General features: G+C 71.2%; 15 protein-coding genes. 7 read left to right on the forward strand and 8 right to left on the reverse strand.

The annotated features are described in order from the left end of the window. Positions 1–26: 26 nt before the first annotated feature. Both IM767_RS03405 and IM767_RS03410 read left to right on the forward strand, forming a co-directional pair. Positions 27–2,852, forward strand: coding sequence for a family 78 glycoside hydrolase catalytic domain (locus tag IM767_RS03405; protein ID WP_109209048.1), 2,826 nt, complete (start codon positions 27–29; stop codon positions 2,850–2,852). A 78-nt stretch (positions 2,853–2,930) separates the two neighbouring features. Beyond that, complete coding sequence (locus IM767_RS03410; protein WP_109209049.1) at positions 2,931–3,938, forward strand: LacI family DNA-binding transcriptional regulator; 1,008 nt, start codon at positions 2,931–2,933, stop codon at positions 3,936–3,938. A 165-nt stretch (positions 3,939–4,103) separates the two neighbouring features. On the opposite strand, the gene IM767_RS03415 is transcribed toward IM767_RS03410, so the two are convergent. Continuing rightward, positions 4,104–6,965, reverse strand: a complete 2,862-nt coding sequence (locus IM767_RS03415) for an FAD-binding and (Fe-S)-binding domain-containing protein (RefSeq protein WP_109209050.1) — start codon at positions 6,963–6,965, stop codon at positions 4,104–4,106. A 212-nt stretch (positions 6,966–7,177) separates the two neighbouring features. On the opposite strand from IM767_RS03415, the gene IM767_RS03420 reads away from it, so the two are divergent. Further along, on the forward strand, positions 7,178–10,318 hold the full coding sequence (locus tag IM767_RS03420; RefSeq protein ID WP_239453154.1) for a glycoside hydrolase family 2 TIM barrel-domain containing protein: 3,141 nt from the start codon (positions 7,178–7,180) through the stop codon (positions 10,316–10,318). Between the two features lie 36 nt (positions 10,319–10,354). On the opposite strand, the gene IM767_RS03425 is transcribed toward IM767_RS03420, so the two are convergent. From IM767_RS03425 to IM767_RS03445, 5 genes are all read right to left on the reverse strand, one after another. After that, positions 10,355–12,817, reverse strand: coding sequence for a transglycosylase domain-containing protein (locus IM767_RS03425; RefSeq protein WP_239453156.1), 2,463 nt, complete (start codon positions 12,815–12,817; stop codon positions 10,355–10,357). Positions 12,818–12,948: 131 nt separating this feature from the next. After that, positions 12,949–13,410, reverse strand: coding sequence for an NUDIX hydrolase (locus tag IM767_RS03430; RefSeq protein ID WP_109209053.1), 462 nt, complete (start codon positions 13,408–13,410; stop codon positions 12,949–12,951). Between the two features lie 11 nt (positions 13,411–13,421). Further along, positions 13,422–14,711 carry a four-carbon acid sugar kinase family protein gene (locus tag IM767_RS21130; RefSeq protein WP_109209054.1) on the reverse strand — a complete coding sequence of 430 codons (1,290 nt, stop codon included), beginning with the start codon at positions 14,709–14,711 and terminating at the stop codon, positions 13,422–13,424. After that, entirely contained in the window at positions 14,704–15,975 is a 1,272-nt protein-coding gene (locus IM767_RS03440) for a RuBisCO large subunit C-terminal-like domain-containing protein (protein ID WP_109209055.1), read from the reverse strand. Before IM767_RS03440 ends, IM767_RS21130 begins: the two co-directional genes overlap by 8 nt. A gap of 4 nt (positions 15,976–15,979) precedes the next feature. Then, positions 15,980–18,001, reverse strand: a complete 2,022-nt coding sequence (locus IM767_RS03445) for a glycoside hydrolase family 127 protein (RefSeq protein ID WP_109209056.1) — start codon at positions 17,999–18,001, stop codon at positions 15,980–15,982. A gap of 246 nt (positions 18,002–18,247) precedes the next feature. Here IM767_RS03445 and IM767_RS03450 point away from each other — a divergent pair, with 246 nt between their 5' ends. The 4 genes from IM767_RS03450 to IM767_RS03465 all read left to right on the forward strand — a co-directional run bounded on the left by IM767_RS03450 (position 18,248) and on the right by IM767_RS03465 (position 22,144). After that, entirely contained in the window at positions 18,248–19,594 is a 1,347-nt protein-coding gene (locus IM767_RS03450) for an ABC transporter substrate-binding protein (protein WP_109209057.1), read from the forward strand. Positions 19,595–19,662: 68 nt separating this feature from the next. After that, positions 19,663–20,550 carry a carbohydrate ABC transporter permease gene (locus IM767_RS03455; protein WP_109209058.1) on the forward strand — a complete coding sequence of 296 codons (888 nt, stop codon included), beginning with the start codon at positions 19,663–19,665 and terminating at the stop codon, positions 20,548–20,550. Further along, on the forward strand, positions 20,547–21,464 hold the full coding sequence (locus IM767_RS03460; RefSeq protein WP_109209059.1) for a carbohydrate ABC transporter permease: 918 nt from the start codon (positions 20,547–20,549) through the stop codon (positions 21,462–21,464). The genes IM767_RS03455 and IM767_RS03460 overlap by 4 nt, the downstream gene beginning before the upstream one ends. A gap of 20 nt (positions 21,465–21,484) precedes the next feature. Further along, a complete protein-coding gene (locus tag IM767_RS03465) occupies positions 21,485–22,144 on the forward strand; it encodes an aspartate/glutamate racemase family protein (RefSeq protein WP_109209060.1) in 660 nt (219 codons plus the stop codon). Positions 22,145–22,406: 262 nt separating this feature from the next. Here the strand turns inward: IM767_RS03465 and IM767_RS03470 are convergent, their stop codons facing one another. Further along, positions 22,407–23,384 carry a sugar-binding transcriptional regulator gene (locus IM767_RS03470; protein WP_109209061.1) on the reverse strand — a complete coding sequence of 326 codons (978 nt, stop codon included), beginning with the start codon at positions 23,382–23,384 and terminating at the stop codon, positions 22,407–22,409. A 165-nt stretch (positions 23,385–23,549) separates the two neighbouring features. Next, complete coding sequence (locus IM767_RS03475; RefSeq protein ID WP_109209062.1) at positions 23,550–26,165, reverse strand: alpha-L-rhamnosidase; 2,616 nt, start codon at positions 26,163–26,165, stop codon at positions 23,550–23,552. Between the last annotated feature and the right edge of the window lie 113 nt (positions 26,166–26,278).

Consider the following 26,278-nt stretch of genomic DNA (forward strand, 5'->3'; position numbering starts at 1 on the left):
CGCTGCAGACCACACAGAGGAGTGCCATGAGCAGCCCCGTCCCGCACATCGTCACCGACGCGCCGTACCGCAGCGACGTCGTCGCCTCGCCGTCGCCCGAGATCGGGTGGCGCATCCGGACCGACACCCCCGACTGGCGGCAGACCGCCGCCGAGGTGGAGGTCACCCGCGGCGAGGGGGTGTCTTCGCACCGCATCGAAGGCCGGGCGTCGACCCGGATCGCCTGGCCGTTCCCGCCGCTGGAGCCTCGCGAGGAGGCGTCGCTGCGCGTCCGCGTGACCGGTGCCGACGGCGTCACGGGCGAGTGGAGCGAGCCCCGGCTGGTCGTGGCCGGGTTCCTCGGCGAGGGGGAGTGGCAGGCCGCCGCGATCGGCCTGCCGTCGCCGGCCGAGACCGCGCAGCCGGCGTACCTGCGCGCCGAGTTCGAGGTCACCGGGCCGGTTGCGCGGGCGACGCTCTACGCGACGGCGCTCGGCGTGTACCAGGTGGCGATCGACGGCGTCGACGTCGACGACCAGGTGATGAAGCCGGGGTGGACGCCGTACGCGCAGCGGACCATCCACGAGACGACCGATGTCACCGCGCTCCTGCGCGAGGGCCGCAACGCGATCGGCGTGCGCCTGGCCGGCGCCTGGGCGACCGAGCGCTACGGATTCCGCGACAATGCGCGGCCCCTCTACGCCGACCAGCCCCGCTTCGCCGGGCAGGTGCTCATCGAGTACGCGGACGGCTCGAGCCAGTGGGTGCGGACGGATGCCTCGTGGCAGGCGTCGACCGGACCCATCACTGCCAGCGGGCTCTACGCCGGGGAGGACTACGACGCCCGTCTCGCGCTCGTCGACGCCGACGGCCGCTCGTTCGCGCAGGCCGGGTACGCCGCTGACGGCTGGGAACGGGCCGTCGAGCTCGAGGCTATCCACGCGCCCGAGGCGCGGGTGTCGCCCTTCGTCCGGCGCCTCGACGTGTTGGCGGTGCGCGAGGTCATCACGACGCCGAGCGGCCGCACGGTGCTCGACTTCGGTCAGAACCTCGTCGGCCGGCTGCGCATCCGGGTCTCCGGCCCCGCGGGCACCCGGCTGACGCTGCGTCACGCGGAGGTTCTCGAGCACGGCGAGCTCGGCACACGCCCCCTGCGGGCGGCCGCCGCCACCGACCACTACACCCTCTCGGGCGACGGGATCGAGGAATGGGAGCCGGAGTTCACCTTCCACGGCTTCCGCTACGCAGAGATCGAGGGCTGGCCGGGCGAGTTCGACCCGTCCGCGGTGACCGCGGTCGTGATCCACAGCGACATGGAGCGCACCGGCTGGTTCGAGGCATCCCACCCCCTCGTCAACCGGCTGCACGAGAACATCGTGTGGGGTCTGCGCGGCAACTTCCTGTACCTGCCGACCGACTGCCCGCAGCGCGACGAGCGCCTGGGCTGGACCGGCGACATCCAGGTGTTCGCGCCCACCGCGGCGTTCCTGTACGACGTGCGCGGTTTCCTCGACTCGTGGCTGCGCGACCTCGCGCTGGAGCAGGTCGACGGAGTCGTGCCGTTCGTCGTGCCGAACGCGCTCGGCGCCGCCCGCCCCGCGGCGGCGTGGGGCGACGCCGCGACAGTCGTGCCGTGGGTGCTCCACGAGCGGTACGCCGACGTCGCGACGATCGAGCGCCAGTACGAGAGCATGAAGGGCTGGGCCGACGCGCTCATCGAGCTCGCCGGTCCGCGCCGGCTCTGGGAGGCGATGTTCCAGTTCGGCGACTGGCTCGACCCCGACGCGCCGCCGCACCTGCCGGCCAACGCCAAGACGGATCCCGACGTCGTCGCCTCGGCCTACCTGTTCGCGTCGACGGATGCCGTGGCCCGTGCCGCGGCGCTGCTCGGCCGCGACGACGAGGCCAGGCAGTACCGGGCGATCGCCGAAGACGTGCGCGCGGCGTTCCTCGCGGAGTACGTGACGCCCGCCGGGCGGATGATGTCGGACGCGCAGACCGCGTACGCGATGGCGATCGTGTTCGACATCGTGCCCGCCGAGCAGCAGGAGGTGCTCGGCGCGCGGCTCGCCGAGCTCACGCGGCTGTCGGGCTACCGCATCAGCACCGGATTCGTCGGCACGCCGATCATCCAGGACGCCCTGACGCGCACCGGCAACCTCGAGACCGCGCGCCGCCTGCTGGTGCAGACGGAGAACCCGTCGTGGCTCTACCCCGTGACGATGGGCGCGACCACCATCTGGGAGCGGTGGGACTCGATGCTGCCCGACGGGTCGATCAACCCGGGCGAGATGACGTCGTTCAACCACTACGCGCTCGGCGCCGTCGGCGACTGGCTCCATCGCGTCGTCGCGGGCCTCGCGCCCGACGCGCCGGGCTACGAGCGGATCCGCATCCAGCCCCGCCCTCTCGCGGACTTCGACCACGCGTGGGCCGAGCACCTCACCCCGTACGGCACCGCCCGCTCGGGGTGGGCGCGACAGGACGGCGTGATCCGCGTGGAGGCTGTCGTGCCGCCGAACACGACCGCCGTCGTCGTGCTGCCCGACGGCAGGGAGCTGGAGGTCGGCTCGGGGGCTCACGAGTGGGAGGTGACGGATGCCGCACCCGCGGTCGCGGCATCGCGCATCGGCCTGGACTCCACGCTCGCCGCCGTCATCGACGACCTCGAGGCCTACGAGGCGATCGCGGGCGTGCTGGAGGCGGTCGACCCCGAGAAAGCGCACGCCTTCCGCGCGAACACGAAGTGGTCGTCCGGTCGCGAGCTCGGTGAGGCGCTGGCCATGCACGCCGGCCCCGACACGAAGCGCGAGATCGCCGACCGCCTCTCCGAGCTGTCTGCGCGGCGCGAGGAGGCGACGGCGGATGCCTGATCCCGCACCGGGGGAGCGGGGCAACGCTTCCCCGGTGCCCTACACTCGCGAACAGCGGAGAGAAGCCCTGGGGGTGTCATGGTGGTGAGCGTGCGGGATGTCGCGGCCGCGGCATCCGTTTCGGTGGGCACCGTCTCGAACGTGCTCAACCGTCCGGAGAAGGTGTCGGCGGCGACCGTCGAGCGTGTCACGCAGGCGATCGAGCAGCTCGGGTTCGTGCGCAACGACGCGGCCCGGCAGCTGCGCGCCGGGCGCAGCCGCAGCATCGCGCTGATCGTGCTCGACGCGGGCAACCCGTTCTTCGCCGAGGTCGCGCGCGGCGCCGAGGACCGGGCGGCCGAGGCGGGCATGAGCGTGCTGCTGGGCAACAGCGACGAGCGCTCCGACCGCGAGGACGCGTACCTCGAGCTGTTCCGCGAGCAGCGGGTGAACGGCGTGCTGGTCACCCCCGTCGACGGCGACCTGACGAGACTCGAGCGCCTGCACGGCGGCGGCGTGCCGGTGGTGCTGGTCGATCACGAGGACGCCGAGCGGTCGTTCGGCTCCGTCTCGGTCGACGACGTCGAGGGCGGCTACCTCGCCGTGTCGCACCTGCTGTCGACCGGCCGGCGACGCGTCGCCTTCATCGGCGGCCCGCACACGATCCGGCAGGTGGCCGACCGCCTTGAAGGCGCGCGGCGCGCCGTTGCCGAGGTCGCCGGTGCCACCCTCGAGGTCATCGAGATGTCGGCGCTCACGGTGCTGCAGGGGCGCGAGGCCGGGGAGCTGCTCCGTGCGCGGCCCGCGGCCGAGCGCCCGGACGCCGTCTTCGCCGCGAACGACCTCCTCGCCGTGGGCGCGTTGCAGGCGTTCACGCTCATGGCCGACGTGAACGTGCCGCGCGACATCGCGCTGATCGGCTACGACGACATCGACTTCGCCTCCGCGACCGTCGTGCCGTTGAGCTCGATCCGCCAGCCCGCGCATCTCATCGGCTACACCGCCGTCGACCTGCTCCTGAAGGATCTCCAAGAGCCTCAGGGCGAGCACGAGCGTCGGGTGCGGTTCCGCCCGGAGCTGGTGGTGCGCGAGTCCACCGCCGGCTGACCCCGGGGCACAGGCACCGCCGCCCGCGAGCCCGCACGACGCCCGCGAACCCACACCTCCGCCGCGAACCCACACCCTCGGGCCGTACCCGCGGTGTGGGTTGGCGCGAAGAGTGTGGGTTCGGAGCACGGCCCTGCCCGGTCGCACCCTTCTGTCAGCGAGGGCCTAGTCTCCGGCACTCCCGGTGCGGGTCGCGCTCGAGCCGCGCCCGCCGGCCGGCGAGCCCGGGCGGGTCGCCTCCTCGAGAAGCTCGAGCACGTGGCGGTAGTCGACGCCGGTCGCCCGCGTCATGCCGAGCTCGCACGTGCGGTTGCACGACGCGTGGGCGTCGGCGCCGAGGTCCTGCACCTCTGCCGCCTCGGCGGCCGTGGCCGCGGCGGTGAGCTCGGGATGCAGCATCCCGCGGTCGCCCGCGAAGCCGCAGCACGACCACGCATCGGGCACGACGACCTCGCCGGCGACCGCCTCAGCGACGCGGCGCAGCGACGGGTCGAGGCCCAGCTGGGTGGACGAGCACGTCGGGTGCAGCGCGAGGGTCGCGGCGACCGGTGTCACGGTGCCCAGGCGCGGCAGCAGTTCGCGCTCGGCGAAGGCGACGGCGTCTTCGACGCGGGCGTCGACCCCCGCGCCGGCGAGCAGGTGGACGAAGCCCTCGGTGCAGCTCGAGGCGTCAGTGACGATCGTGAGGCGCCCGTCCGCCGAAGCCTCGGCCACGGCCGCCGCCACGCGCCGTGCCATCACCTCGCGCCCGCCGGCGTAGCCCTTCGAGGTCCAGGGCGTGCTGCAGCAGAGCCCGTCGACGCCGGCAGGCACCACGAGCCGCACGCCGGCGCGCTCCGCGAGGCGCCGGAACGCCTCGGTGGCGCCGACGCCGTCGCCGGCGGGGCCGAACATGGCGTTGACGCACGCGGGGAGGTAGACGGCGATCGGATCGTCTCCGCCCGCGCCGACGGAAGAGCCCAGGCGCGAACGCGGCGCGCCGCCGCGGGGAAGGTCGGCGGTGTACCGGGGGACGGTGTCGTCGCCGAGGACGGCGCGGCCCACATCGGTAGCGGCCGTCACCAGCGGGGCGGGCAGGTGGTCGGCGAGGGTGAGTCCGGCGGCGGCGACCCGCGTGCCGGCCCCCCACGCCTGCGCGGCGCCCTTCCATGCCGCGGCGGCGGCCGTTCCGGCGCTCTCGCGGCGCAGCCGCTTGACGAGGGTGCCGGTGTTGATCAGCACCGGGCACGCCGTCTGGCACATGCCGTCCACCGCGCACGTGTCGACGCCCGCGTAGTCGTAGTCGCGTTCCAGCTCGCGGACGAGCGCGTGATCGCCGGATGCCTCGGCCCGCGCGATCGCGCGCCGCGTGACGATGCGCTGGCGCGGCGTGAGCGTCAGGTCGCGGCTCGGGCACACCGGCTCGCAGTAGCCGCACTCGACGCAGCGGTCGGCCTCGGCCTCGATCGGATCGGCGAGCTTGATGCTGCGCAGGTGCGCCTCGGGGTCGTCGTCGATGATGACACCGGGATTGAGGATGCCGGCGGGGTCGCACAGGTGCTTGAGCTCGCGCATCACCTCGTAGAGCTCGTCGCCGTACTGGCGCCGCACGTAGGGCGCCATCACGCGTCCGGTTCCGTGCTCTGCCTTGAGGTTGCCGCCGGCGTCGAGCACGAGGTCGACCATGTCCTCGGTGAACGCGGTGTAGCGGGCCAGCTGCTGGGGCGACTCGAAGCGGTCGGTGAGCAGGAAGTGGATGTTGCCGTCCTTGGCGTGGCCGAAGATCACGCTGTCGCCGTAGTCGTACTTCTCGAACAGCGTCTGCAGGCTGCCGCAGGTGGCGGCCAGGCGCTCGACCGGCACCACCACGTCTTCGAGGAGCGCCGTCGTGCCGGTCGGCCGGGCACCGGCGACCGACGCGTAGAGGCCCTTGCGCAGCTTCCAGGCCACGGCGCGCTGTGCCGGGTCCGACGAGAAGGCCGCCGCCGCCTCCAGGGACTGCGCGCCGAGCACGCGCGCTCCCTCCGCGACAAGCGCGGCGAGCTCGTCGTCGTCCTGCGCGTGGTACTCGACGAGCAGCGCCGCCTGGTCCCGCACCCGCAGGCCGGCGATCTCGCGGGGCGCACCACCCAGCGACTGGCCGACGCGCAGGGACGTGGCATCCATCAGCTCCAGGGTCGCCGCACCCGTCGCGACGAGCTCGGGGAGAGCGCGGGTGGCCGCGTCGAGGTCTGGGAACACCGTGAGCGCGGTGGCCATGCGCGGCAGGATCGGCACGGTGCGGTAGGTCGCCTCGGCCACGAAGGCCAGCGTGCCCTCGCTTCCGACCACGAGGTGCGCGAGCAGCTGGGCGGGGGTCGCGAAGTCGAGGAACGCGTTGACGGCGTAGCCCATGGTGTTCTTCATGGCGAACCGGGCGCGGATGGTCTCGACCGAGCGCGGGTCCCCCACCACTCGCTCGCGCAGCCGCAGCAGGCGGTCGACGAGGTCGGGCTCGGCGGCGCGCAGCGCCGCGTCGGCATCGGGGGCACCGGAATCGACCACCGTGCCCGACGGCAGCACGAAGACGAGGGACTCGAGGGTCTGATAGGTGTTCTCGGTGATGCCGCACGCCATGCCGCTGGAGTTGTTGTTGACGACGCCGCCGATCGTGCAGGCGATCTCGCTGGCGGGGTCGGGGCCGAGGCGGCGGCCGTACCGCGCGAGCCGCGTGTTCACCTGCCGAACGGTCGCGCCCGGCTGAACCCGTACGCGCTCCCCGCCGTCGAGGACGTCGATCCGCCGGAACCGCTGACGCACGTCGACCAGCAGTCCGTCGGTGGAGGCCTGCCCCGAGAGGCTGGTGCCGCCCGAGCGGAAGGTCACCGGCGATCCCGCGGTTGTCGCGGCCCGCATGACCCGGCCGACCTCGCCCGCGTCGGCAGCCACGAGCACCGCCCGCGGGGTGAAGAGGAAGTGCGAGGCGTCGCCGGCGTAGGCGACCCGGTCGATGGCGCGGGTCTTGAGGCGCGCCGGCTCGTCCACCGCGAGCGCCACGGCCTCCGGCACGCGCGACGGCGGCAGCGTCGTGGGGGTGGCTGTTCTTGCCACGGGCACTCCTCGCTGAGCTAGACTGCAATCGCATTCAAGCAAGAATGGATATGCAAACTCCTATGGATATGCAGACTACCCGATCGTCGGCCGTCGCCTCCACCGATCGGACGCCGCACGATCATGCGACACCGTACTGGGAGAGTACGGAACCGGGGACGGGAAGACGGATGCCGCGCGCCGACGCGGTGAGCGACGCCGAGGTGCGAAGCCTCAACGGGGTCTGGCGCTTCCGCCTCTCGCCGACGGCTGCGGGCACCGGCTACTCGTTCCTGGCGCCGGATTTCGACGACTCCGCGTGGGACGCGATGCCGGTGCCGTCCCACTGGGTGCTCGAAGAGTTCACACCTCTGGCCGGCGGCCCGGCGCGTCGCATGCTCGGGACCGAAGAGGGCCCGCTCTACACGAACACCGCCTACCCCATCCCGCTCGATCCGCCGCATGTGTCGGCCGAGAACCCCACCGGCGACTACCGTCTCGTGTTCGACGTGCCCGCCGGCTTCGGATCGGCGGTGCTGCGCTTCCAGGGCGTCGACTCGTGCGCGAAGGTCTGGCTCAACGGCGAGGAGCTGGGCTGGTCGACCGGAAGCCGGCTGCCGTTCGAGTTCGACGCACCCGTCCGCGCCGGCCGCAACGTGGTGTGCGTGCGCGTGCATCGCTGGTCGGCGGGGACGTACCTCGAGGACCAGGACATGTGGTGGCTCCCCGGCATCTTCCGCGATGTCGAGCTGCTCTCGCGTCCGGCCGGGGCCATCGACGACCACTTCGTGCACGCCGACTACGACGCCGCGACAGGCACCGGGATTCTGAGGGTGGATGCCTCCGCCCCGGCGGTCGTCGAGATCCCGGAGCTCGGCATCCGTGTTCCCGCCGGCGAGAGCGTGACGGTCGTCGTCGAGCCGTGGAGTGCCGAGAGCCCGCGCCTGTACCGCGGGACCCTGCGTTCGAGTGGGGAGACGATCGAGGTCTCCGTCGGCTTCCGGCGGGTCGAGATCGTGGACGGCGTGTTCACGGTGAACGGCCGGCCCGTGACCTTCCGCGGCGTGAACCGGCACGAGCACCACCCCCGCACCGGGCGCACCCTCGATCGCGACACGATGATCCAGGACATCGTGATGATGAAGCGGGCGAACATCGACGCCGTCCGCACGAGCCACTATCCGCCGCATCCGGAGTTCCTTCGCCTATGCGACGAGTACGGGCTGTGGGTTGTGGTGGAGGTCGACCTCGAGACGCACGGCTTCATCTACGAGGGCTGGGCGCACAACCCGCCCGCGCTGCCGGAGTGGCGCGACGCGATCATGGACCGACTGCGGCGGACCGTGGAGCGCGACAAGAACCGCCCGAGCGTCGTGGTGTGGTCGCTCGCGAACGAGAGCATGACCGGCGAGGGCTTCGCCGAGATGCGTCGGTGGCTCGACGAGCGCGATCCGTCGCGACCCGTGCTGTACGAACGCGACCCGAGCTACCGCGACTCCGACTTCTACTCGCTCATGTACCCGTCGCTGGAGCTGCTCGAGCAGATCGGCCGGCATGAGGAGCCGCGCGGCGGGCGCCTCAGCATGCACGGCCTGGTGCTGGACGAGTCCGGCGGCCCCGCGCCGCTGCCCGACGGCGTGACCGAGGCCGACGAGGAGCGCCGCCGTGGCCTGCCGTTCCTCCTGGTCGAGTACGCCCACGCCATGGGCAACGGCCCCGGCTCGCTGCAGGACTACTGGCGCATCATCCGCGCACACGACCGCCTCTGCGGCGCATTCGTCTGGGAGTGGATCGACCACGGCTTCGACGCCGTCACGCCGGACGGCGTGCCCTTCGTGATGCACGGCGACGACGTCGACTACGAGCCGGGCGGTGGCCGCTTCAGCCTGCACGGACTGGTGTTCAGCGACCGCACGCCGACCCCCGGCCTCGTGGAGCTGAAGAAGGCGCACGAGCCGGTGCGGATCGAGTTCCGCGGCGGCGGCGGGCGTGAGGACGTTGTGGGCGGAGTCGATGGCGGCCCGGATGTGCTGCCCGGCGAAGGGCTCGACACGGTGTACATAATGAACAACCGACATCATGTAGATACGGCGGACCTGATATTCGGGTGGAAAGTCGAGGTCCACGGCTCCGTCGCCGCGGAGGGCGTGCTCGACGTGCCGGCGATCGCGGCCGGCTCATCGGCGGAGGTGCGGATTCCGGATGCCGCGACCGCCGCTGTGAACGAAGGCCGATCCGCGCGGCGATCGGGCGATCAGCGCGCGGGGGGCGAAGCATCCGTCCGCTCCGACGCCGTGCTCACTGTGGAGGCCACGCTCGCCGCGGACGTGCGGTGGGCGCCGGCCGGGCATGTGATCGCGTGGGCCCAGCGGGTCAGCCCCGCCACCGTCGCCGGGCCGCAAACCCCCCACCCGCCCCGAGACCCCAGCGGACTTCGAGGGTCCCGACGCGAAAGCGCGGCGCCGACCGCCCGACGGACCCCGACAGCCGACGGGGCGAGCACCGTGCGCGTCGGCGAGGGGGTCTTCGACGCGGCGACCGGGCGTCTCGTGCGCCTCGGTGGGCTCGAGATCGACGGTCCGGTACTCGACCTGTACCGGGCACCGACCGAGAACGACCACGGCCAGGGTGAGCTCAACAACCTCGCGGCGGTGTGGCGCAAGACGATGCTCCACCGGCTGCTGCACCGGATCGACGGCATCCACGCCGAAGACGATCGTCTTCGGGTCAGCGGGCGCACCGCGCCACGGACGCATCCTCACGGAGTGGCCTGGACGATGACCTGGACCGCCGACGGCGACGGGCTCGTGCTCGACGTCGACGCGGACTTCGTCGGTCCGTGGACGGACACCCCGTACATGCACCGCGACATCCCGGTGCCGCGACTCGGACTGCTGTTCGGGCTGCCGGGCGCGGCCGAGCGCGTCGCGTGGTTCGGCCGTGGACCGGGGGAGACCTACGTCGACTCCTGCGAAGGCTCGCGGATCGGCTGGTTCGACCGCTCGGTCGACGACCTGCAGGTGGCGTACCCGGTGCCGCAGGAGAACGGCAACCACGTGCAGACCCGATGGCTCGAGGTCGCGGGGTCCGGCATCCCGTCGCTCCGCGTGAACGGGCGCCCCGAGTTCGACTTCACCGCCCGCCGCTGGACGTCGCACGACCTCGATCGCGCCGTGAAGCCGCACCAGCTCGTCGACTCGGGTCGGGTCTGGCTCAACATCGACCACGCGCAGCAGGGCGTGGGCTCGGCGTCGGTCGGCCCGGCGCTTCCGGAGCAGTACCGCATCCGGCGGGAGCGGACGTCATGGAGCGTGCGGATGGAAGCGCGCTGACCAGAGGGTCGTGAGGCGTCGGCTGCGCGGCGGTCCTCACCCCGGCGGGGGAGCGGGAGCGGGAGCGGGCTCCGGGTCGGGGTCGCGGTCGGGCGGTGGCGCGGGCCGCCGGACCAGCTGGCCTGGGGGCGGCGGGAACGCGCCGCCCGGATAGAGCTGATTGGCGGTGGCCTGGATGTCGCGGGCCATCGGGAGCCGGATCGTCGAGAGCGCACGCCCGTTGTAGAAGGAACGGAACACGTCGCCCTCGCCGAAGCTGTTGCCCACCCAGACGGCGGTCGTCACGCGTGTGCTCGACTCGACCAGCCAGGTCTGGATCTGCTCGTGCGTTCCGGTCTTGCCCAGCATCGGCGTGCCGTCGTTCGGGTTGCCCCCGGCGCCCGTGCCGCCGGGCACCATGACGCCCTGCAGCGCGAACGCGGTCGCTGCCGCAACCTCGGGGCTGAGCACGCGGGAGCACCGGTCGCCGGGGATAGGCAGCTCCTGACCGTCGGCGTTCACGACGCGCTCGATGGCGTGCGGAACGCAGTACACGCCGTTGTTCGCGATTGTGGCGAACGCCGCCGCCATCGCCACGGGGGCGATGTTGTTCGTGCCGATGATGCCCGCGGCGCCCTCGATGTCGATCGGTGCGCCGGTGCCGCGGGTGACACCCATCCGGGCCGCCACCTCTTCGATGTCGCACAGGTCGAGCTTCTCGGCCATGCCGATGAAGCCGCTGTTGAGCGACTGGGCGGTGAACTGCATCGGGGTCCCGGTGTAGCCCTTGACGCCGCCGAAGTTGCGCACCGTGTGATTCTCGCGGTTGATCCAGGTGCCCTCGCAGCGGTCTTGGAGGCGGGGGATCGCGCGGAGACTGCCGTTGACGGGCTCGAACAGGGAGTGCCCCTTCTCCAGCCAGTCGACGAGGGTGAACAGCTTGAAGGTCGACCCCGTCGCGAACCCGTCCGAGACACCGTGCGCCCAGTCGCCCGCATAGACGAGGGAGGTGTAGGCGGGATCCTTGCTGGAGAGGTCGAGATCCTCCGTGAAGCGGTTGTTCTGGCTGATCGCGAGGATGCGGCCGTTCGTCGTGTCGAGGCTCACCGTGGCCGATCCGAAGGTCAGTCCCGCCACCGTCTCCGGGGCGTAGCGGCGCATGGCGTCCTGCGAGGCGTTCTGCAGCCGCCAGTCCAGCGTGGTGTAGATGTTCAGTCCCTCGCGCGTCAGCGAGCGGCGCCGGTCCTGGGCCGTCTCGCCGAAGGCGCCGGCGTAGTCCGGGTCCAGGCGGGCGGTGTTGACGACGTACTGGCAGAAGAAGGGGGCCGCGGTCGACGAGCATCCCACCTTCGCCGGCGTCAACGCCGGCGTGATGGGCTCCAGCGCCGTGGCGACGTACTGGTCTTCGGTGATGCGTCCGTCCTCGCGCATGCGGTCGAGGACGTACAGCTGCCGGCCCTTCGTGGCGCTGTACGCGTCGCCGGCCGCCAGGTACTGCTCCGGGGTGATGGTGCCCGCGGCGAGGAGGGAGTCCAGCCCGGCGAGGGTTCCGGGGGTGACGTCATCGACCGAGCCGTCGGCCGCCTTGTTGTACCCGGTTCCGTCGGCGCCGATGATCGAGCCGCCCGTGCGGTCGATGCGGAACGTGTTCGGGTTCTGCACGATGCCCGCGAGCGTCGCGGCCTGAGACAGCGTGAGCTGCGCGGCGGTGGTGCTGAAGTAATAGCGGGCGGCGGCTTCGATGCCGTAGGTCGTTCCGCCGAAGTTGGCGATGTTGAGGTAGCCGAGGAGGATGTCGTTCTTGGAGTACTGCTGCTCCAGCTGCACCGCGTACCGCATCTCCTGCAGCTTGCGGGTGTAGCCCTCGGACCCCTCGGCCGTCGTGGCGTCGGACCAGCAGTTCAGGAGGGCCTGCTCACGGCTGACCTTCTCGATGGGCAGCCCGGTGGCGGGGTCGGTGATCACCTCGCCCGCCTCATTCGTCTCGTACTCCGCCTCCGCGTCGCGCTCGCAGCGCTGCACCAGGACGTTCTTGACGTACTGCTGGCTGATCGAGGAGCCGCCCTGGACGTCACCGCCCTGGACGTTGCTGAGCAGGGCGCGGGTGGTGCCCAGGATGTCGATGCCGCCGTGCTGGTAGTAGCGGGGGTCCTCCGAGGCCAGGATCGCGTCGTACATGACCGGGGACACCTGGTCGAAGCTGACCGGTTCGCGGTTCTGGTCGTAGAAGGAGGTCAGCTCGACGTCCGCACCCGTCTGCGGGTCGCGTGCGTAGATCGTCGTCGGGAGCATGAGGCGGTCGATCTCGAGGTAGCTGGGCATCCCGTCGAACAGCGACACCGCGCTGCGCGCCGCGTGCCCGGAGATCGCGAGGACCGGTGTGATCGGTGCGATGACCAGAACGCCGGCGATGACGCTCAGCACCACGAGCCCCGCCAGGCCGCCGAGCACCCCGGCGAAGGTTCGCGCGTAGGGCGGGAAATGTGCGCCCTCCGGAGAGACTCCTGTTGACGGCTTCACGACGGCTTCCAATGTGCGGTGGGAGAAATCATGACACGCGAGTCTCGATTGTGCGAGAGGCGCGACGCACCGCGGGTCGGCCCGCACGGCGCCTGCGGCCGGCCGCCGTCGGGGTGCCGCCGGAGCGCGATTCAGCGGGCGGCGAAGCCGTGCTGCAGCAGCGTCGCGGCGCCGCCCGCGCGGAGCGCAGCGAGTGCCTCCCGCTCGTAGTCGGGCACGCGCTCTGGGAGCGCGTCGAGGTCGAACCATCCCAGCTCGGCGCACTTGCGCGGCTCGAGGATCTGCGGTTCGCCGTCCCACGCGTCGCACACGAAGAACCAGTCGACGCGCTGCTCGATGGGGTTGTCGGTGCCGTCGGTGCGCTGCATCACCGCGATCGGCGTGAGCGCCGCGGGGGCGATGTCGAGCCCGAGCTCTTCGCGCACCTCGCGCACGGCGGCGTCGACGGCGGTCTCGCCCAGCTCGACATGACCCGCGGCGCCGGCGGCCCAGCATCCGTCCATGTAGCCGGTGTTCTGCCGCAGCTGCAGCATCACCGCCCCGTCCCGACGGAGGAAGACGTACGACGAGGGGACGACGGAGAAGCGGGCCACGGCGACCCAACCTATCGCCCGGATGCGTCCCCCAGCGCCGCGACGTCGAGGAAGAGCGTGTCGGCGCCGACCTGGCCGCCCTTGAGCAGCAGTTCGAGGCCGTCGATCGCAGGGTCTGCGGCATGCGCCCGCAGCAGCACCACGTTGCCCCACGGGTTCGCGGCGATCGACAGCGCCTCCACTCCGAGCAGCCGCGCGACGCGGCTGGAGGTGTCGCCGCCGCAGACGATCACGCGTCGTGCGGCGTCGTCCCGCGCGACGGCGGAGATGACGGATGCCGCAGCCTCCGCGATCGCCGCGAGCACCGGTCCGCCCGCGGCCGCGGCCGTATCGGCGTCGTCGGAGGTCAGCACGACGCCGCGGCCGGCCCGGAGCGCGGCGAGGACGACGGGAAGGGATGCCTCGACCCCTGCGGCGCCGAGGCGGAGGGGCTCGACCAGCCACCCTGCGGCGGCTGCGGCGTCCGCCTGGCGCCGGGTCTGCGCCGAGCGGCTTCCGGAGACCACGAGCACCGGCCCCTGGGTGTCGGTCGCGGTCGGGAGGAGAGGTCCGTCGCCCGGCGCGGCGGCGGCGATGCCGTGAGACAGGCCGCCGGATCCGATCGCGAACACCGGTCCGCGAAGGGCGCTCACCGCCCCGCCGACCACCACGAGATGCTCGTCGGTGAGGGCGTCGAGGACGACGCCGGCCTCGGGGGCGTCGCGCAGCGCCGCCTCGAGATCGTCGTACGCGAGGAGCGACACCGAGCCGATCGGCAGGCGCGTCTGCCGGCCGATGTGCGCGGCCAGATCGGCCTCGGTCATCGGCGTCGACGGGTGATGCGACATCGTCGGCTGGCGGTCGAGCCGGTAGACGATGCCCTGCTCTGCGGCGAAGTGCTGGCCGAACAGCGTGTAGCGTCCGAAGTCCGGCTGCGCGAAGAGCATGGGCACCGGCCTGTCGCCGAACGTCTCGCGCGCCAGTTCGATCACGCGGCCGAGGCTGCCGACCTCTGGCGCCGAATCAGCGGTCGAACAGGCCTTGTACTGCACGACGTCGGGGTCGAGCGCGGCGAAGGCGGCGAACACCGGTCGCAGCTCGGCGTCCATCTCGGCGGGGGGCAGCGAACGCGAGATGCCGGCCACACCCACCACGTCGACCTCGGCCGCCGCGCGCGCCAGCGCCTGCGCACCGCCCGGCGTCGCGGCATCCGGCAACCGCGTGAACAGCCGCCCGGTCCACCCGCGCCGCGCGAACTGCAGGAGCGCGTCGACGCTGCCGGTGAAGTCGTCGCCGTAGAAGGCGACGCGGGCTCTAGGCACGGACGGGTCCGAACAGCTCGGCGGCCCGCCGCAGCGCCGGGGAGTTCTCGTACGCGTGGTCGGCGCTCTCGCCGCGTGCGGCCGACGCCCACGCGTCGCGCATGCTCGCCACGCCCGCCGCGGCGCCGTCGGGATGACCGTGGATGCCGCCACCGGCGAGCACCAGGAGGTCGGTCGTGCCCACCGCGGCATAGGTGGCGTGCGCGAGGCCGCCCCACTGCCCCGACGAGAGCACGGGCACGGTCGGCGTCAGGCCGAGCAGCGGCTCGCGCACCGCGGCGATGGAGTCGAGCACCTGTTCGTCCGTCTCGTAGAACTTGTTGCTGATGCCGTTGGTGTGCAGGTGATCCGCGCCGGCGAGCCGGGCGAGCTTCTGCCACGCACGGAACCCTATCCCGACCTGCTCCGAGCGCCCGAACGCGCCGAACATCGCGCGATGGCCGTGGATCGGCACCTCGCTGTGCCCGCGGAGGAACTCCAGTCCCGGCAGGCCGACGAGGTTGATGCACGCCATCACGCACGTGCCGCCGGCAGCCACGACGAGGTCGTGGTTCGCCTCGAGCCGGCCGATGTCGTCGGTGATGTTGAAGGCGTACATCGGCTTGCGCCCGTGCCGGTCGGCATACCGCTCGAGCACCGGCATGACCGCGGCGACCCGCTCGGCCAGCGGTGCGCTCGGCCCGTTGCCCTGCAGCTCGTCGTCCTTGATGAAGTCGATGCCCGACTCGGCCAGCTGCGACACGACGTCGGCGAGATCCGCGGGCGACAGGCCGATGCTGGGCTTCACGATCGTGCCGATCATCGCGCCCTCGGGGCGGCCGACGAGCCGCCGCGTGCCCTCGACGCCGAAGGCGGGGCCGGGATAGTGCTCGGCGAACGCGCCCGGCAGCTCGAGGTCGACCAGCCGGATGGCCGACAGCTCCTTGATCTCGAACAGGTTGCCGGCCACCGCCGCGAGCAGGTTCGGCAGCGAAGGTCCGAAGTTGTCGAGCGGGAACCGCAGCCGCAGCCGGGCGCGCCGGCGGCGCTCGGGGTCGCCGACCGAGCCGGGGAGCGGCGAGGCGCCGGTGAGCGGCAGCTCGTCGATCGACTCCACCTGCGCCGCGAACCGGGCACGGAGGTCTTCGGACTCGCGCTCGACGCGCACGAACGTGCCGGTGGACTGCTCGCCGGCGAGCACCTCGGCGGCGTGCTGCAGGGGCAGCGAGGTCTCGATGATGTAGGTCGCGACGACGTGCTGCGACGTGAAGTGCGAAGCGGTCATGTCGTCACCACACCAGCGGGAGCCAGACCGACATCTCGCCGGCGCCGCGGTTGCCCCACGCGAAGTACGGGATCAGCCGTACGGATGCCGTGGCGAGCTCGGTGTCGGCGAGGTCGTCGTACAGCTCGTCCTCGTCGCCACCGGGAAGCACGACGGCCTCCGTCTCGAGGGCGACCACGCGGTGTCCTGCGATCTCGGTCTCGACCGGCGCGAGCGCCGCGCCGCGCCGCAGGGCGACCTGCTCCAGCACGACGCCTTCGGGGAGGTCGGCGCTCTCGACGCAGTAGACGACGGGTCCGCGGCGGACGGCGACCTGATTCGTCGCCTCCTCGGCGAGACGGTGCGCGCGCAGCACCCGCACCGGCATCGGAAGCGTGAGCTCGATGACATCGCCCGACTGCCACTCGCGCTCGATGCGCGTGTACGTGCCCGGCTCGGTCACCGGCACGGGCTCGCCGTTGACGGTGAGCGTCGCGCCCGACGACCAGCCGGGAATGCGCAGGTGCAGCGGGATGCCGGGGGCCGAAGCACCTGCGCTGCGTGACGAAGGAGTCGAAGCATCCGTCACGGTGAAGGAGACCGTCTCGCTCCAGGGGTAGTCCCCGTCCTCGCGCAGGGAGAGGCGCCCGCCGTCGGCCGTCGAGACGTCGAGGGTGCTGCCGCCGTACAGGTGCACGTAGAGGCCGTCCTCGCCCAGCGAGGCGGCGCGCTCGTGGAAGCGCGCCAGCGTGCGGGCGATGTTGGGCGGGCAGCAGAAGCAGCTGAGGTACGACTCGCGCAGGCGTTCGTCGGACGGCGGGGGCGGCGGCGTCGGATGGATCGCGGTGTCGCCGGGTCTGCGGAGGGGATAGGGGAGGTCTCGCACCTGCCGCAGCGGGTTGGTGTAGAAGTACTCGGACCCGGCCAGGCTGATGCTCGACAGCAGGCTGTTGAAGGCGACCTGCTCGATGACGTCGGCATAGGCCGCGTCTGCGGTGAGCGCCAGCATCCGCTCGCCCCACAGGATGAGGCCGATGTTGGCGCACGACTCGTTGTGGGCCGTGGTGTGCGGCAGCTGGTACGCGCGGCCGTAGGCCTGGTGCACGCGGCTGATCTGGTCCTGCCACGGGGAGCCGTCAGGGGATGCCCCGTCATAGAGCGCGCCGGCTCCGCCGGTGATGTAGAGCTTGGTGTCGACGACGTCGCGCCACAGGTTCTCGAGCACCGCCTCCAGCTCTTCGTCGCCCGTCTCCGCGACGAGGTCGGCCAGCCCCGCGTAGAGGTAGTTCGCGCGCACGGCGTGACCGGCGACGGCGGTCTGCTCGCGCACAGGAACGCGGTCCTGGTTGTCGTCGCCGCCCGCGAAGTCGTCGCGCACGCGGATGAAGGCCTCCGACAGCCGGAGGTACTGATCGTCGCCGGTCGCGCGGTAGAGATCGATGACCGCCATGTAGTGCGACGGGCAGATGGCGCTGCGGGCGAGCTCCAGCGGCTTGTTGGTCGCCAGATCCTCGAGGAAGCCGGCGGCCTTGCGCGCGGCATCCAGCAGCGTCGTCGAGCCGGTGACCTCGTAGTGGCGCACGCCGGCGGTGATGAGGTGGCCGAGGTTGTAGGTCTCGAAGTTGAACCGGTCTGCCAGGGCGATGGCGTCCTCGTGGTTGCGCGTCGAGATGATGGTCGGCGTGTGGAGGTAGCCGTCCTCGCGCTGCACCGACGCGATGAGGCGCGCGATCTCCTCGATGCGCGCGGCGAGCTCCGGATCGGGGTCGGTCTCCAGGCGTGCGATCGCCGCCTCGAGCCACTTGTAGAAGTCGCCGTCCATGAAGGGAGGGCCGGTGTGCTCGCCGGTGGCGAGTCCTGCGGCGATGCGGAAGTTGGTGAGGCCGGGGCTCACGGCGGGATCGCTCAGGGAGGACCAGATCTGCGGGATCGTCACGTCGCGGGTGCGATCGTGGACGTCACCCCAGAAGCCGCTCGCCCAGCGCGCGCTGTCGGCGCCGAGGGGTCGCAGCCGGGCGTGCGCCCGGGTCGCGGTCGTGGCGGTCATGGCTTTCCTTCCGAGTGGCGTTCAGTCTCGTGGGGCTCGCTGCGTCGCGGCAACCACGGCCCTGATGCAGAGGTCAGTTTGCGACAGCGTTGCAAGATCTCGCAACACTGCATGGAAATGCAGTCTATCCCCTGAATCGTCTCAAAGTGAATAGAATTTCAGTACTGACTGTTGACACACGTCGAAATCGTGCCTACTGTCGTGCTCGTACCTTTCACCCGCATGGTCGTCGTCAAGGAGGACGCTATGAACACACGCAGCAACCGCCGCCGCATCGCGGCGCTGGGCATCGCACTCGCCGCGGTCCTGCCGCTGGCCGCCTGCGCCGGGGGCGACGCCGACCCCGACACCGCCTCGACCGAGGGCGGCAACGCCGGCGCGGGCGGCACCGACCCCGACGTCTTCACCGTCATGACGGCGAACGAGAACCCGGTGCTGGAGGAGCAGCTCACCGCTCTCTCGGAGGGCGCGTGCGAGGCCGAGAACGAGGCCCTCCCGCTCGAGCACCAGAAGGTCGCGCAGGCCGACACCGTGCAGAAGGTCACGCTGCTCGCCAGCCAGGGCGCGCTGCCCACCCACACCATCGCCGGCACGGCTCTCATCCGCCCCGACGGCGACCTCAACGCGGCGGGTCTCGTCGGCGACCTGAAGGCGGCCCTCGAGGGCTCCGGCGCCTGGGAGAACGTGCTCCCCGCCGCCGCATCGACCGTCGAGCAGGTCTACGGCGGCATGTACTCGCTGCCGTACCAGTACAACATCGAGGGCATCTTCTACAACAAGGAGATCCTCGCCGACAACGACATCGAGGAGCCCCAGACCTGGGACGAGCTCGTCGACGCGGCCGACACTCTGGCCGACGCCGGTGTGGTGCCGATGACCGAGGCGGGCGCCAACGGCTGGCCGCTCACCCGCATCATGGGCATGTACATCTTCCGCAACGTCGGCCCCGACGCGATGGCCGCCGTCCGCGACGGTGAGGCGAAGCTGACCGACCCCGAGTACGTCGAGGGCGCCCAGGCGCTCGCCGACTTCGCCGAGGCCGGATACTTCGGCGAGGGCTTCTCGACGCGCGACGGCGACACCTCGTCGAACATGTTCCTGACCGGCCAGGCCGCCATGACCTACGACGGCTCGTGGCTGCTGAGCGCCATCAACGACCCCGAGCGCAACGAGATCGGCGGCGAGAACGTCGGCTTCATGCCGTTCCCCGCGGTCGAGGGCGGCGAGGGCTCGATCGACCAGTACGCCGCGAACGCCGGTGCGCCGATGATCATCAACGCCGAGCAGTTCGGCCCGAAGGTCGTCGACTGGGTCAGCTGCATCGCCGAGAACTACGGCCATCAGGCGCTGCAGGACGCGGGTGTCATCTCCGGCTTCAAGGTGAACGGCGAGGTCACCGACATCTCCGCCAACACCGCCGAGATCCAGGAGCGCATCGCTGCGACCGACGAAACCGTACTGTGGTTCGAGGCGCTGATGGACTCGAAGAGCAACTCGCTCGCGTCGACCAACGCCACGCTGCTGACCACCGGCCAGATGACGGCCGAGGAGTACATGACCCAGCTCCAGGCGAGCATCGACGCCAACGGCTGAGACATCGCACCGGCTCCCCGGGCGCTCGCCCGGGGAGCCGGCTCTTCGACAGAGAAAGCAGTTCGCAGATGAACTCGATCTTCGGAGATCGGAAGACGATCTTCATCCTGCTGGCACCGGCCCTGGTGCTCTACACCCTGCTGAAGGTGGTGCCCGTCGGCTGGTCGCTCGGCCTCTCCTTCTTCGAAGGCAACTCGCTGCGCGGGTTCGACTGGGTCGGCCTGCAGAACTTCACGACCTTCTTCACCGACCCGAACGCGCTGCAGTCGATGTGGGTGAGCGTCTTCTTCGCGATCGTCGCCACCATCGGGCAGGTCGCCCTCGGCTACGGCCTGGCACTCCTCTACGTCTTCGTCCTGCGCAAGGGCTCCACGCTCGTGCGGACGTTCGTGTTCTTCCCGACCGTGCTCCCGACGGTCGCCGTCGCACTGCTCTTCCGCAGCTTCGTCGCCGTCGGTGAGAACCAGGGACCGGTCAACGACATCATCAACTTCTTCGGCGGCGAGAGCGTCGAGGTCCTCGCCTCCACAGTCGGCACCATGACGACGGCGATCGTCATGACCCTGTGGAGCTCGATGGGCTTCTACGCCGTGCTCCTGTATGCGGGTCTGCTCGACATCCCGGAGGAGGTCATCGAATCCGCCCGCCTCGACGGCGCCAACGGATTCAAGCTGGTGCGCCACATCGTGGTGCCGCTGTCGCTGCCCATCCTGCTGTCGTCGATCATCTTCAGCCTCAACGCCACGCTCAAGGTGTTCGACAGCCTGCTCGCCCTCAACGGCGGCGGACCGGGCACGTCGACCGCCCCGATGACCCTGTACATGTACCGCACCGCCTTCGAGTACGCCGAGTACGGCTACGGCTCCACCATCGCCGTGCTGCTCACCGCGCTCTGCCTGGTGTTCACCCTCGCGATCTTCCGATCGTCGCGCCGGAAGGCGGAGGTCCGACGATGACTCTCACGCACCCCGAGACGTCCGCCTACACGGTGGCCACACCCACCGTCCGCAAGCCCGGTCAAGGCCGGGGCCGCCGCACGCTGGCGAAGGCGCTGCGCCGCCTCCCGATCTGGATCCTCGTCGCGGTCCTCATGGTCGTGGTGCTGTACCCGCAGGTGTGGATGGTGCTGGGCTCGTTCAAGACCCAGTCCGAGTTCCTCTCCAATCCCGCGCTGTCGCTGCCCGAGACGTGGAACTTCGACAACTACGTCACCGCGCTCACCAACGGCAACGTCGCCCGCAACTGGATGAACAGCGTGCTGGTGACCATCCCGTCGGTGCTGCTGATCGTCTTCATCGGCGTCGCCGCGGGGTACGCGCTCGAGGTCATGATCTGGAAGGGGCGCAACGGCGTCCTGCTCTACATCCTCGCGGGCATCATGGTGCCCGGTCAGATGATCCTGGTGCCGCTGTTCATCACCTACTTCCGCATCGGCATCACCGACACCCTGTGGCCGCTGATCATCACGTACACCGTGATGGGCCTCCCGTTGACGACGTTCCTCATGGCGACCTACTTCCGATCGGTGCCGCGGGAGATCTTCGAGGCCGCGACCGTCGACGGCTCCGGACCCCTCCGGTCGTTCTTCGTGATCGGCATCCCGATGATGAAGAACGCCATCCTGACGATCGGCCTCGTGCAGTTCTTCAGCGTCTGGAACGACCTGCTCATCGCCCTGACGTTCACGACGAGGCCCGACCTCGCCACGATCCAGGTCGGCCTTCTGAGCCTCAGCGACGAGTACGGCTCCACGCAGTACGGTCCGCTGTTCGCGGCGGTCAGCATCAACATCGTGGTGCTGCTCATCCTGTTCCTGACGCTCAACAAGAAGATCATGGCCGGCATGTCCGGCGGCGCCCTCAAGGGCTGAGTAGCTGGAAGGCTGGTCCCATGACCTCGGCACCCCGCATCGCGTTCCTGCACACCGGAGCGGTCAACATCGCCCCCTTCGGCGCGCTCGCGGCCGAGTTCCTGCCGGGCGCGACGGTCGTCAATTACCTCGACGACCGCATCGTGGCCGATCTCGGAGATGAGGCCCGCGCGTCTTCGGTGCCCGAGCGCATCGACGACCTGGTCCGCGCCGCGGCGGCGGGGGGAGCGGATGCCGTCATGTTCACCTGCTCGTCGATCTCCGAGCTCGCCGCCCCCGCGGCGGCGGCGGCCGGCGTGCCGGTGCTGCGCGTCGACGAGGCGATGGCGGATGCCGCGGTCCGCGCCGGTCGCCGCATCCGCGTGCTCGCGACCCTGCCCACGACCTGCCGTCCCACCCTGGGCCTGCTGCAGGAGCGGGCGGTGCTGGCCGGCGTCGAGCCCGAGTTCACCAGCGAGGTCATCGACGGCGCGTTCGCGGCGGTCGCCGGTGGCGATCGCGCCACCCACGACAGGCTCGTCGCCGCCGCCATCGAGCGCGGTGCGGCCGAGGCCGACGTGATCGTGCTGGCCCAGGCATCCATGGCGTCCGCCGCCGAGGCCGTGTCGGTTGATGTGCCCGTGCTCACGAGCCCGCGGCTCGGTGTGGAGCGCCTGGCAGCCTCTCTCGCCGCGCGCTGACCACCCTTCACCGGGTCAGGAGATCTGACGAGCGCAGGACGTTCCGCGCCGGATCGTCCTGCCTTCGTGAGATCTCCTGACGTGGTGACGAACGCCCGCGGCCCCGGGGAATCGCCGGGTCAGGAGATCTGGCGAGCGCAGGACGTTCCGCGCCGGATCGTCCTGCCTTCGTGAGATCCCCTGACGTGGTGACGGACGCCCGCGGCCCCGGAAATCGCCGGATCAGGGACAGACGGATGCCGCTGCCGCCGCCGCTCGGCGGTCAGCGGTCGGCGAGGGCCTCGGCGGAGCGGAGGTCGGTCACGAGGGTTGTCACCCAGTCGCCGGCGAGGGCACCGTGGATCGCCTCGAGCTTGCGCTCGCCGCCGGCGATGCCGACGCGGCGCGGGATGCGGCGCAGGTTCTCGACGGTGATCGCGATGATGCGATCGTCGATGGCGCCGCGCACGAGCGATCCGTCGGCGCGGAAGATGCGGTGGCAGATGTCGCCGACGGCGCCTTCGTCCAGCAGCGCCTCGCGCTCCTCCGCCGGGAAGGCGTTGCCGCTCGTGGCGAGCACGTCCGACGGCTCGATGCTGCCGATGCCCATGATCGCCATCGTGAGCTCGTTCCAGTGGCGGGCGACCTCCTGCATGGACGGGTCCTGCAGCAGGCTGTCGCGGATGGCCGGGTCGCCGACCACACCGGGCGCCTGCACGTACACCGGCTCGGCGCCGAGCGTGCGCGCGAGCTCGCCGAGGATGCGGTTGGAGTGGCTCTGCGCCTCCGGAGCGCCGACGCCGCCGAGCAGCTGCACGACCTCCGTCGCGCCGCGCACGGTGAAAGGCCGCATGCGGTCGACCATGGCGAGGATGGTCTGGCTCCACGACGAGACGCCGATCCGGTCGGCGCCTGACAGTGTCGCCTCGAGGTAGGCGGCGGCGCCCGCTCCGAGCGAGGCCAGCAGCTCGCCCTCGTCGGCGTCGGGGTCGACATCGACCACGACGGCCTCAGCGAGCCCGTACTTCTCCTCGAGCTGCTCCTCCAGCTCGGCGTACACCCCGGGGGCGACCGTGACGATCGTGCGCACGATGCCCACCGATTCGGCCCGCTTGAGCAGACGCGACACCTTCGCCTGTGAGATATTGAGCGCGGTCGCGATGTCTGCCTGGCGGACGCCCCGTTCGTGGTACATACGCGCGACCTTCGTGAGCAGGCGCACCTGCCCGTCCGCGGGCCGGGTGTAGGGCGTCAAGGGCACGGTGTCTCCGTTCGTGGCGATCCGACTGTGGATTCGCTAACGAAAGGATATTCACTATCCGCGCGTGGCGCCAGTGGCGGCCGGCGGCTGATCCGCAGATCGACACGGGATTCCGGATGCCGCGGGCCGCGGCATCCGGAATCAGATGGGCCGGTCGACCGCCGGTCAGGCGGTGACGACGGACGATGTCGCGGGAACGCCCACGACCCGCGTGTGCGTGCCGGGGGCCAGCGTCTCCTCTTCGCACCCGTCGAGGTCGAGCACCGCCTCGGTGCCGACAGGCACGGTCAGCTCGACGTGCAGCTGCTCATCCTCGATGCGCCACGAGATCGCCGCCTCGCCGTACGCGGTGAGCTGGCGCGCGGTGGCCGAGGTCAGTCCGCCGCCGGGGCGCGGTGCGAACCGGATCCGCCGGTAGCCGGGGGCGTCGGCCGCGAGCCCGCCGATGACACGGTGCATCCAGTCGGCGACGGCGCCGAGGGCGTAGTGGTTGAACGAGGTCATCTGGCCCGGGTTGACGGTGCCGTCGGGCAGCAGTGAATCCCAGCGCTCCCACACCGTCGTCGCTCCCTGCTCCACCTGGTAGAGCCACGAGGGGCACTCGCGCTCGAGGATCAGGTCGTACGCGGTGGCCACCTGGCCGCCGGAGCTCAGCGCGTCCGACACGAGCGGCGTGCCCACGAAGCCCGTCGCGATGCGGTTGCCCGCGTCGTGCACCAGCTGCGCGAGGCGGGTGGTCGCGGCCTCACGCCTCACCGGATCGGTGATCAGGTCGAACTGCAGGCCCAGCGCGTACGCGGTCTGCGCGTCGCTGGTCATCGTGCCGTCGGCGTTCACGTACGCGGCCTCGAAGGCGGCGACCACCTCGTCGGCGAGCGCGTCGTAGTGCGCGCGCTCGTCGGCGAGCCCGAGCGCTGCTGCCATGCGCGCCACCGTTCGCGCGGACTTGGCGAAGTAGGCGGTCGCGACCAGGTAGCGGTCGGTGAGGGCGTCGGCGGGATCGTCCGGCGGAGCCGCCGGGTCGAGCCAGTCGCCGAGCTGGAAGCCCGAGTCCCACAAACGCGAAGGCCCGGCCAGGCGCTCGAGCAGGTCGACCCAGCGGTGCGCGCTGTCCCACTGCGCCTGCAGGACGCCCACGTCGCCGAAGCGCTCGTAGAGGGTCCACGGGAGCAGGGTCGCGACGTCGCCCCACGCGGCGCCCGGCCGCATCGGCGTCCAGGCCTTGTCGGCGGGGATCACCGGAACGTACCAGGGCACGGTGCCGTCGGGAAGCTGCTCGATCGCGAGATCCTGCAGCCACCCCGAGAGCATGCCCGACACGTCGTAGAGGGTCGACGCCGTCGGCCCGAACACCTGGATGTCGCCCGTCCAGCCGATGCGCTCGTCGCGCTGGGGGCAGTCGGTGGGGATGTCGACGAAGTTGCCGCGCATGCCCCAGCGCACGTTCTCGTGCAGGCGGTTGAGTGCCGGGTCGGAGGACTCGAACCAGCCCGTGCGCTCGAGGTCGGTGTGGTAGACCCGAGCGACCAGGGCGCCCGAGGCCGCGTCGGCGTCGAGATCGCCCGGCCAGCCCGCGACCTCGACGTAGCGGAAGCCGTGGAAGGTGAAGCGGGGCTCCCACTCCTCGACCTCGCGACCGGCGAGCGTGTAGTTGTCGGTCGAGCGGGCGGCGCGCAGGGGACGCGTGTAGATCTCGCCGTCCTGCATGACCTCGGCCGTGCGCAGCGTCACCGTGGTGCCGGCCTCGCCCGATACGCGGATCCGCACCCGCCCGACGAGGTTCTGCCCGAAATCGAGGATGCGCGAGCCGCTCGGGCCGGTCAGCACCGCGATCGGGTGCACCTCCTCGGTCGAGCGCACCGGGGGAGCGGTCGGGGCGACGAGCGTCGCCGGGTCGCGGTGGCGCTCCTGCACGCCCTCCCACTCGCCGTCGTCGAAGTCGGCGGTCGACCAGCCGGGCAGTTCCTCGCGGGCGTCGTAGTCCTCGCCGTCGTAGATGCCGCTGTGCAGGATCGGGCTCGGCGCCGAACGCCACGTGTGGTCGGTCGCGATGACCTCGCGCGACCCGTCGTCGTAGGTGAGCTCGAGCTGGCCGAGGAACGACTGGTCGTCGCCGTAGAGGTTGCGGAAGCCGCCGCGCCAGCCGAGCCGTCCGCGGTACCACCCGTCGCCGAGCCACGCGCCGAGCGCGTTCGCGCCGGGCTTCACGACGTCGGTCACGTCGTAGGTGTAGTACCGCAGGCGCTTGCCGTACACGGTCCAGCCCGGGGAGAGCGTGTCGTCGCCGACGCGCTGCCCGTTGAGCTCGGCCTCGTACACGCCGTGCGCGGTGGCATAGAGCCGAGCGCGAACGAGGCCCTCGCGCACTTCGAAGCCCCGCCGCACGAGCGATGGTCGCCGCTGGTCCGACATCGGGTTCTCGTTGCGCAGGGAGCCGACCGGCCTGGCGGTCCAGTCGGAGGGCTCGAGGAGGCCCGCCTCCAGGACGGTGGGGACGGATGCCTCGGACCAGGCGCCGTCCTCGCCGCGCACCGCGATCCGCACGGCCACGACGTCGCGCGAGCGGAGCGGCTCGCCGGGCCAGGCCACCAGCACCTGGTCGGGCGAGTCGACGACGTAGGTCGTGATGCCGCCGTCGCGCGCCACCTCGACGGAGTACGCGCTCTGACGCCAGCCCGTCGGCGCGGAGGAGACACGCCACGAGAGGCGCGGCATCCGCTCTCCGATCCCGAGCGGTTCGCGGTGGTGTTCGATGCGGGGTGCCTCGACGGTGACGGACATCAGCGTCCTCTCTGAGAAAAACGAAACGTTTCAGTAGCAACGTGTACAGTGAGTGTCGCACCGAATTCGAAACGTTTCAAGTTCGGAGTCACCTCACGGGTGCGGCACAAGGA

The sequence above is a fragment of the Microbacterium ureisolvens genome, assembly GCF_015278315.1.
GTDB lineage: Bacteria > Actinomycetota > Actinomycetes > Actinomycetales > Microbacteriaceae > Microbacterium > Microbacterium ureisolvens.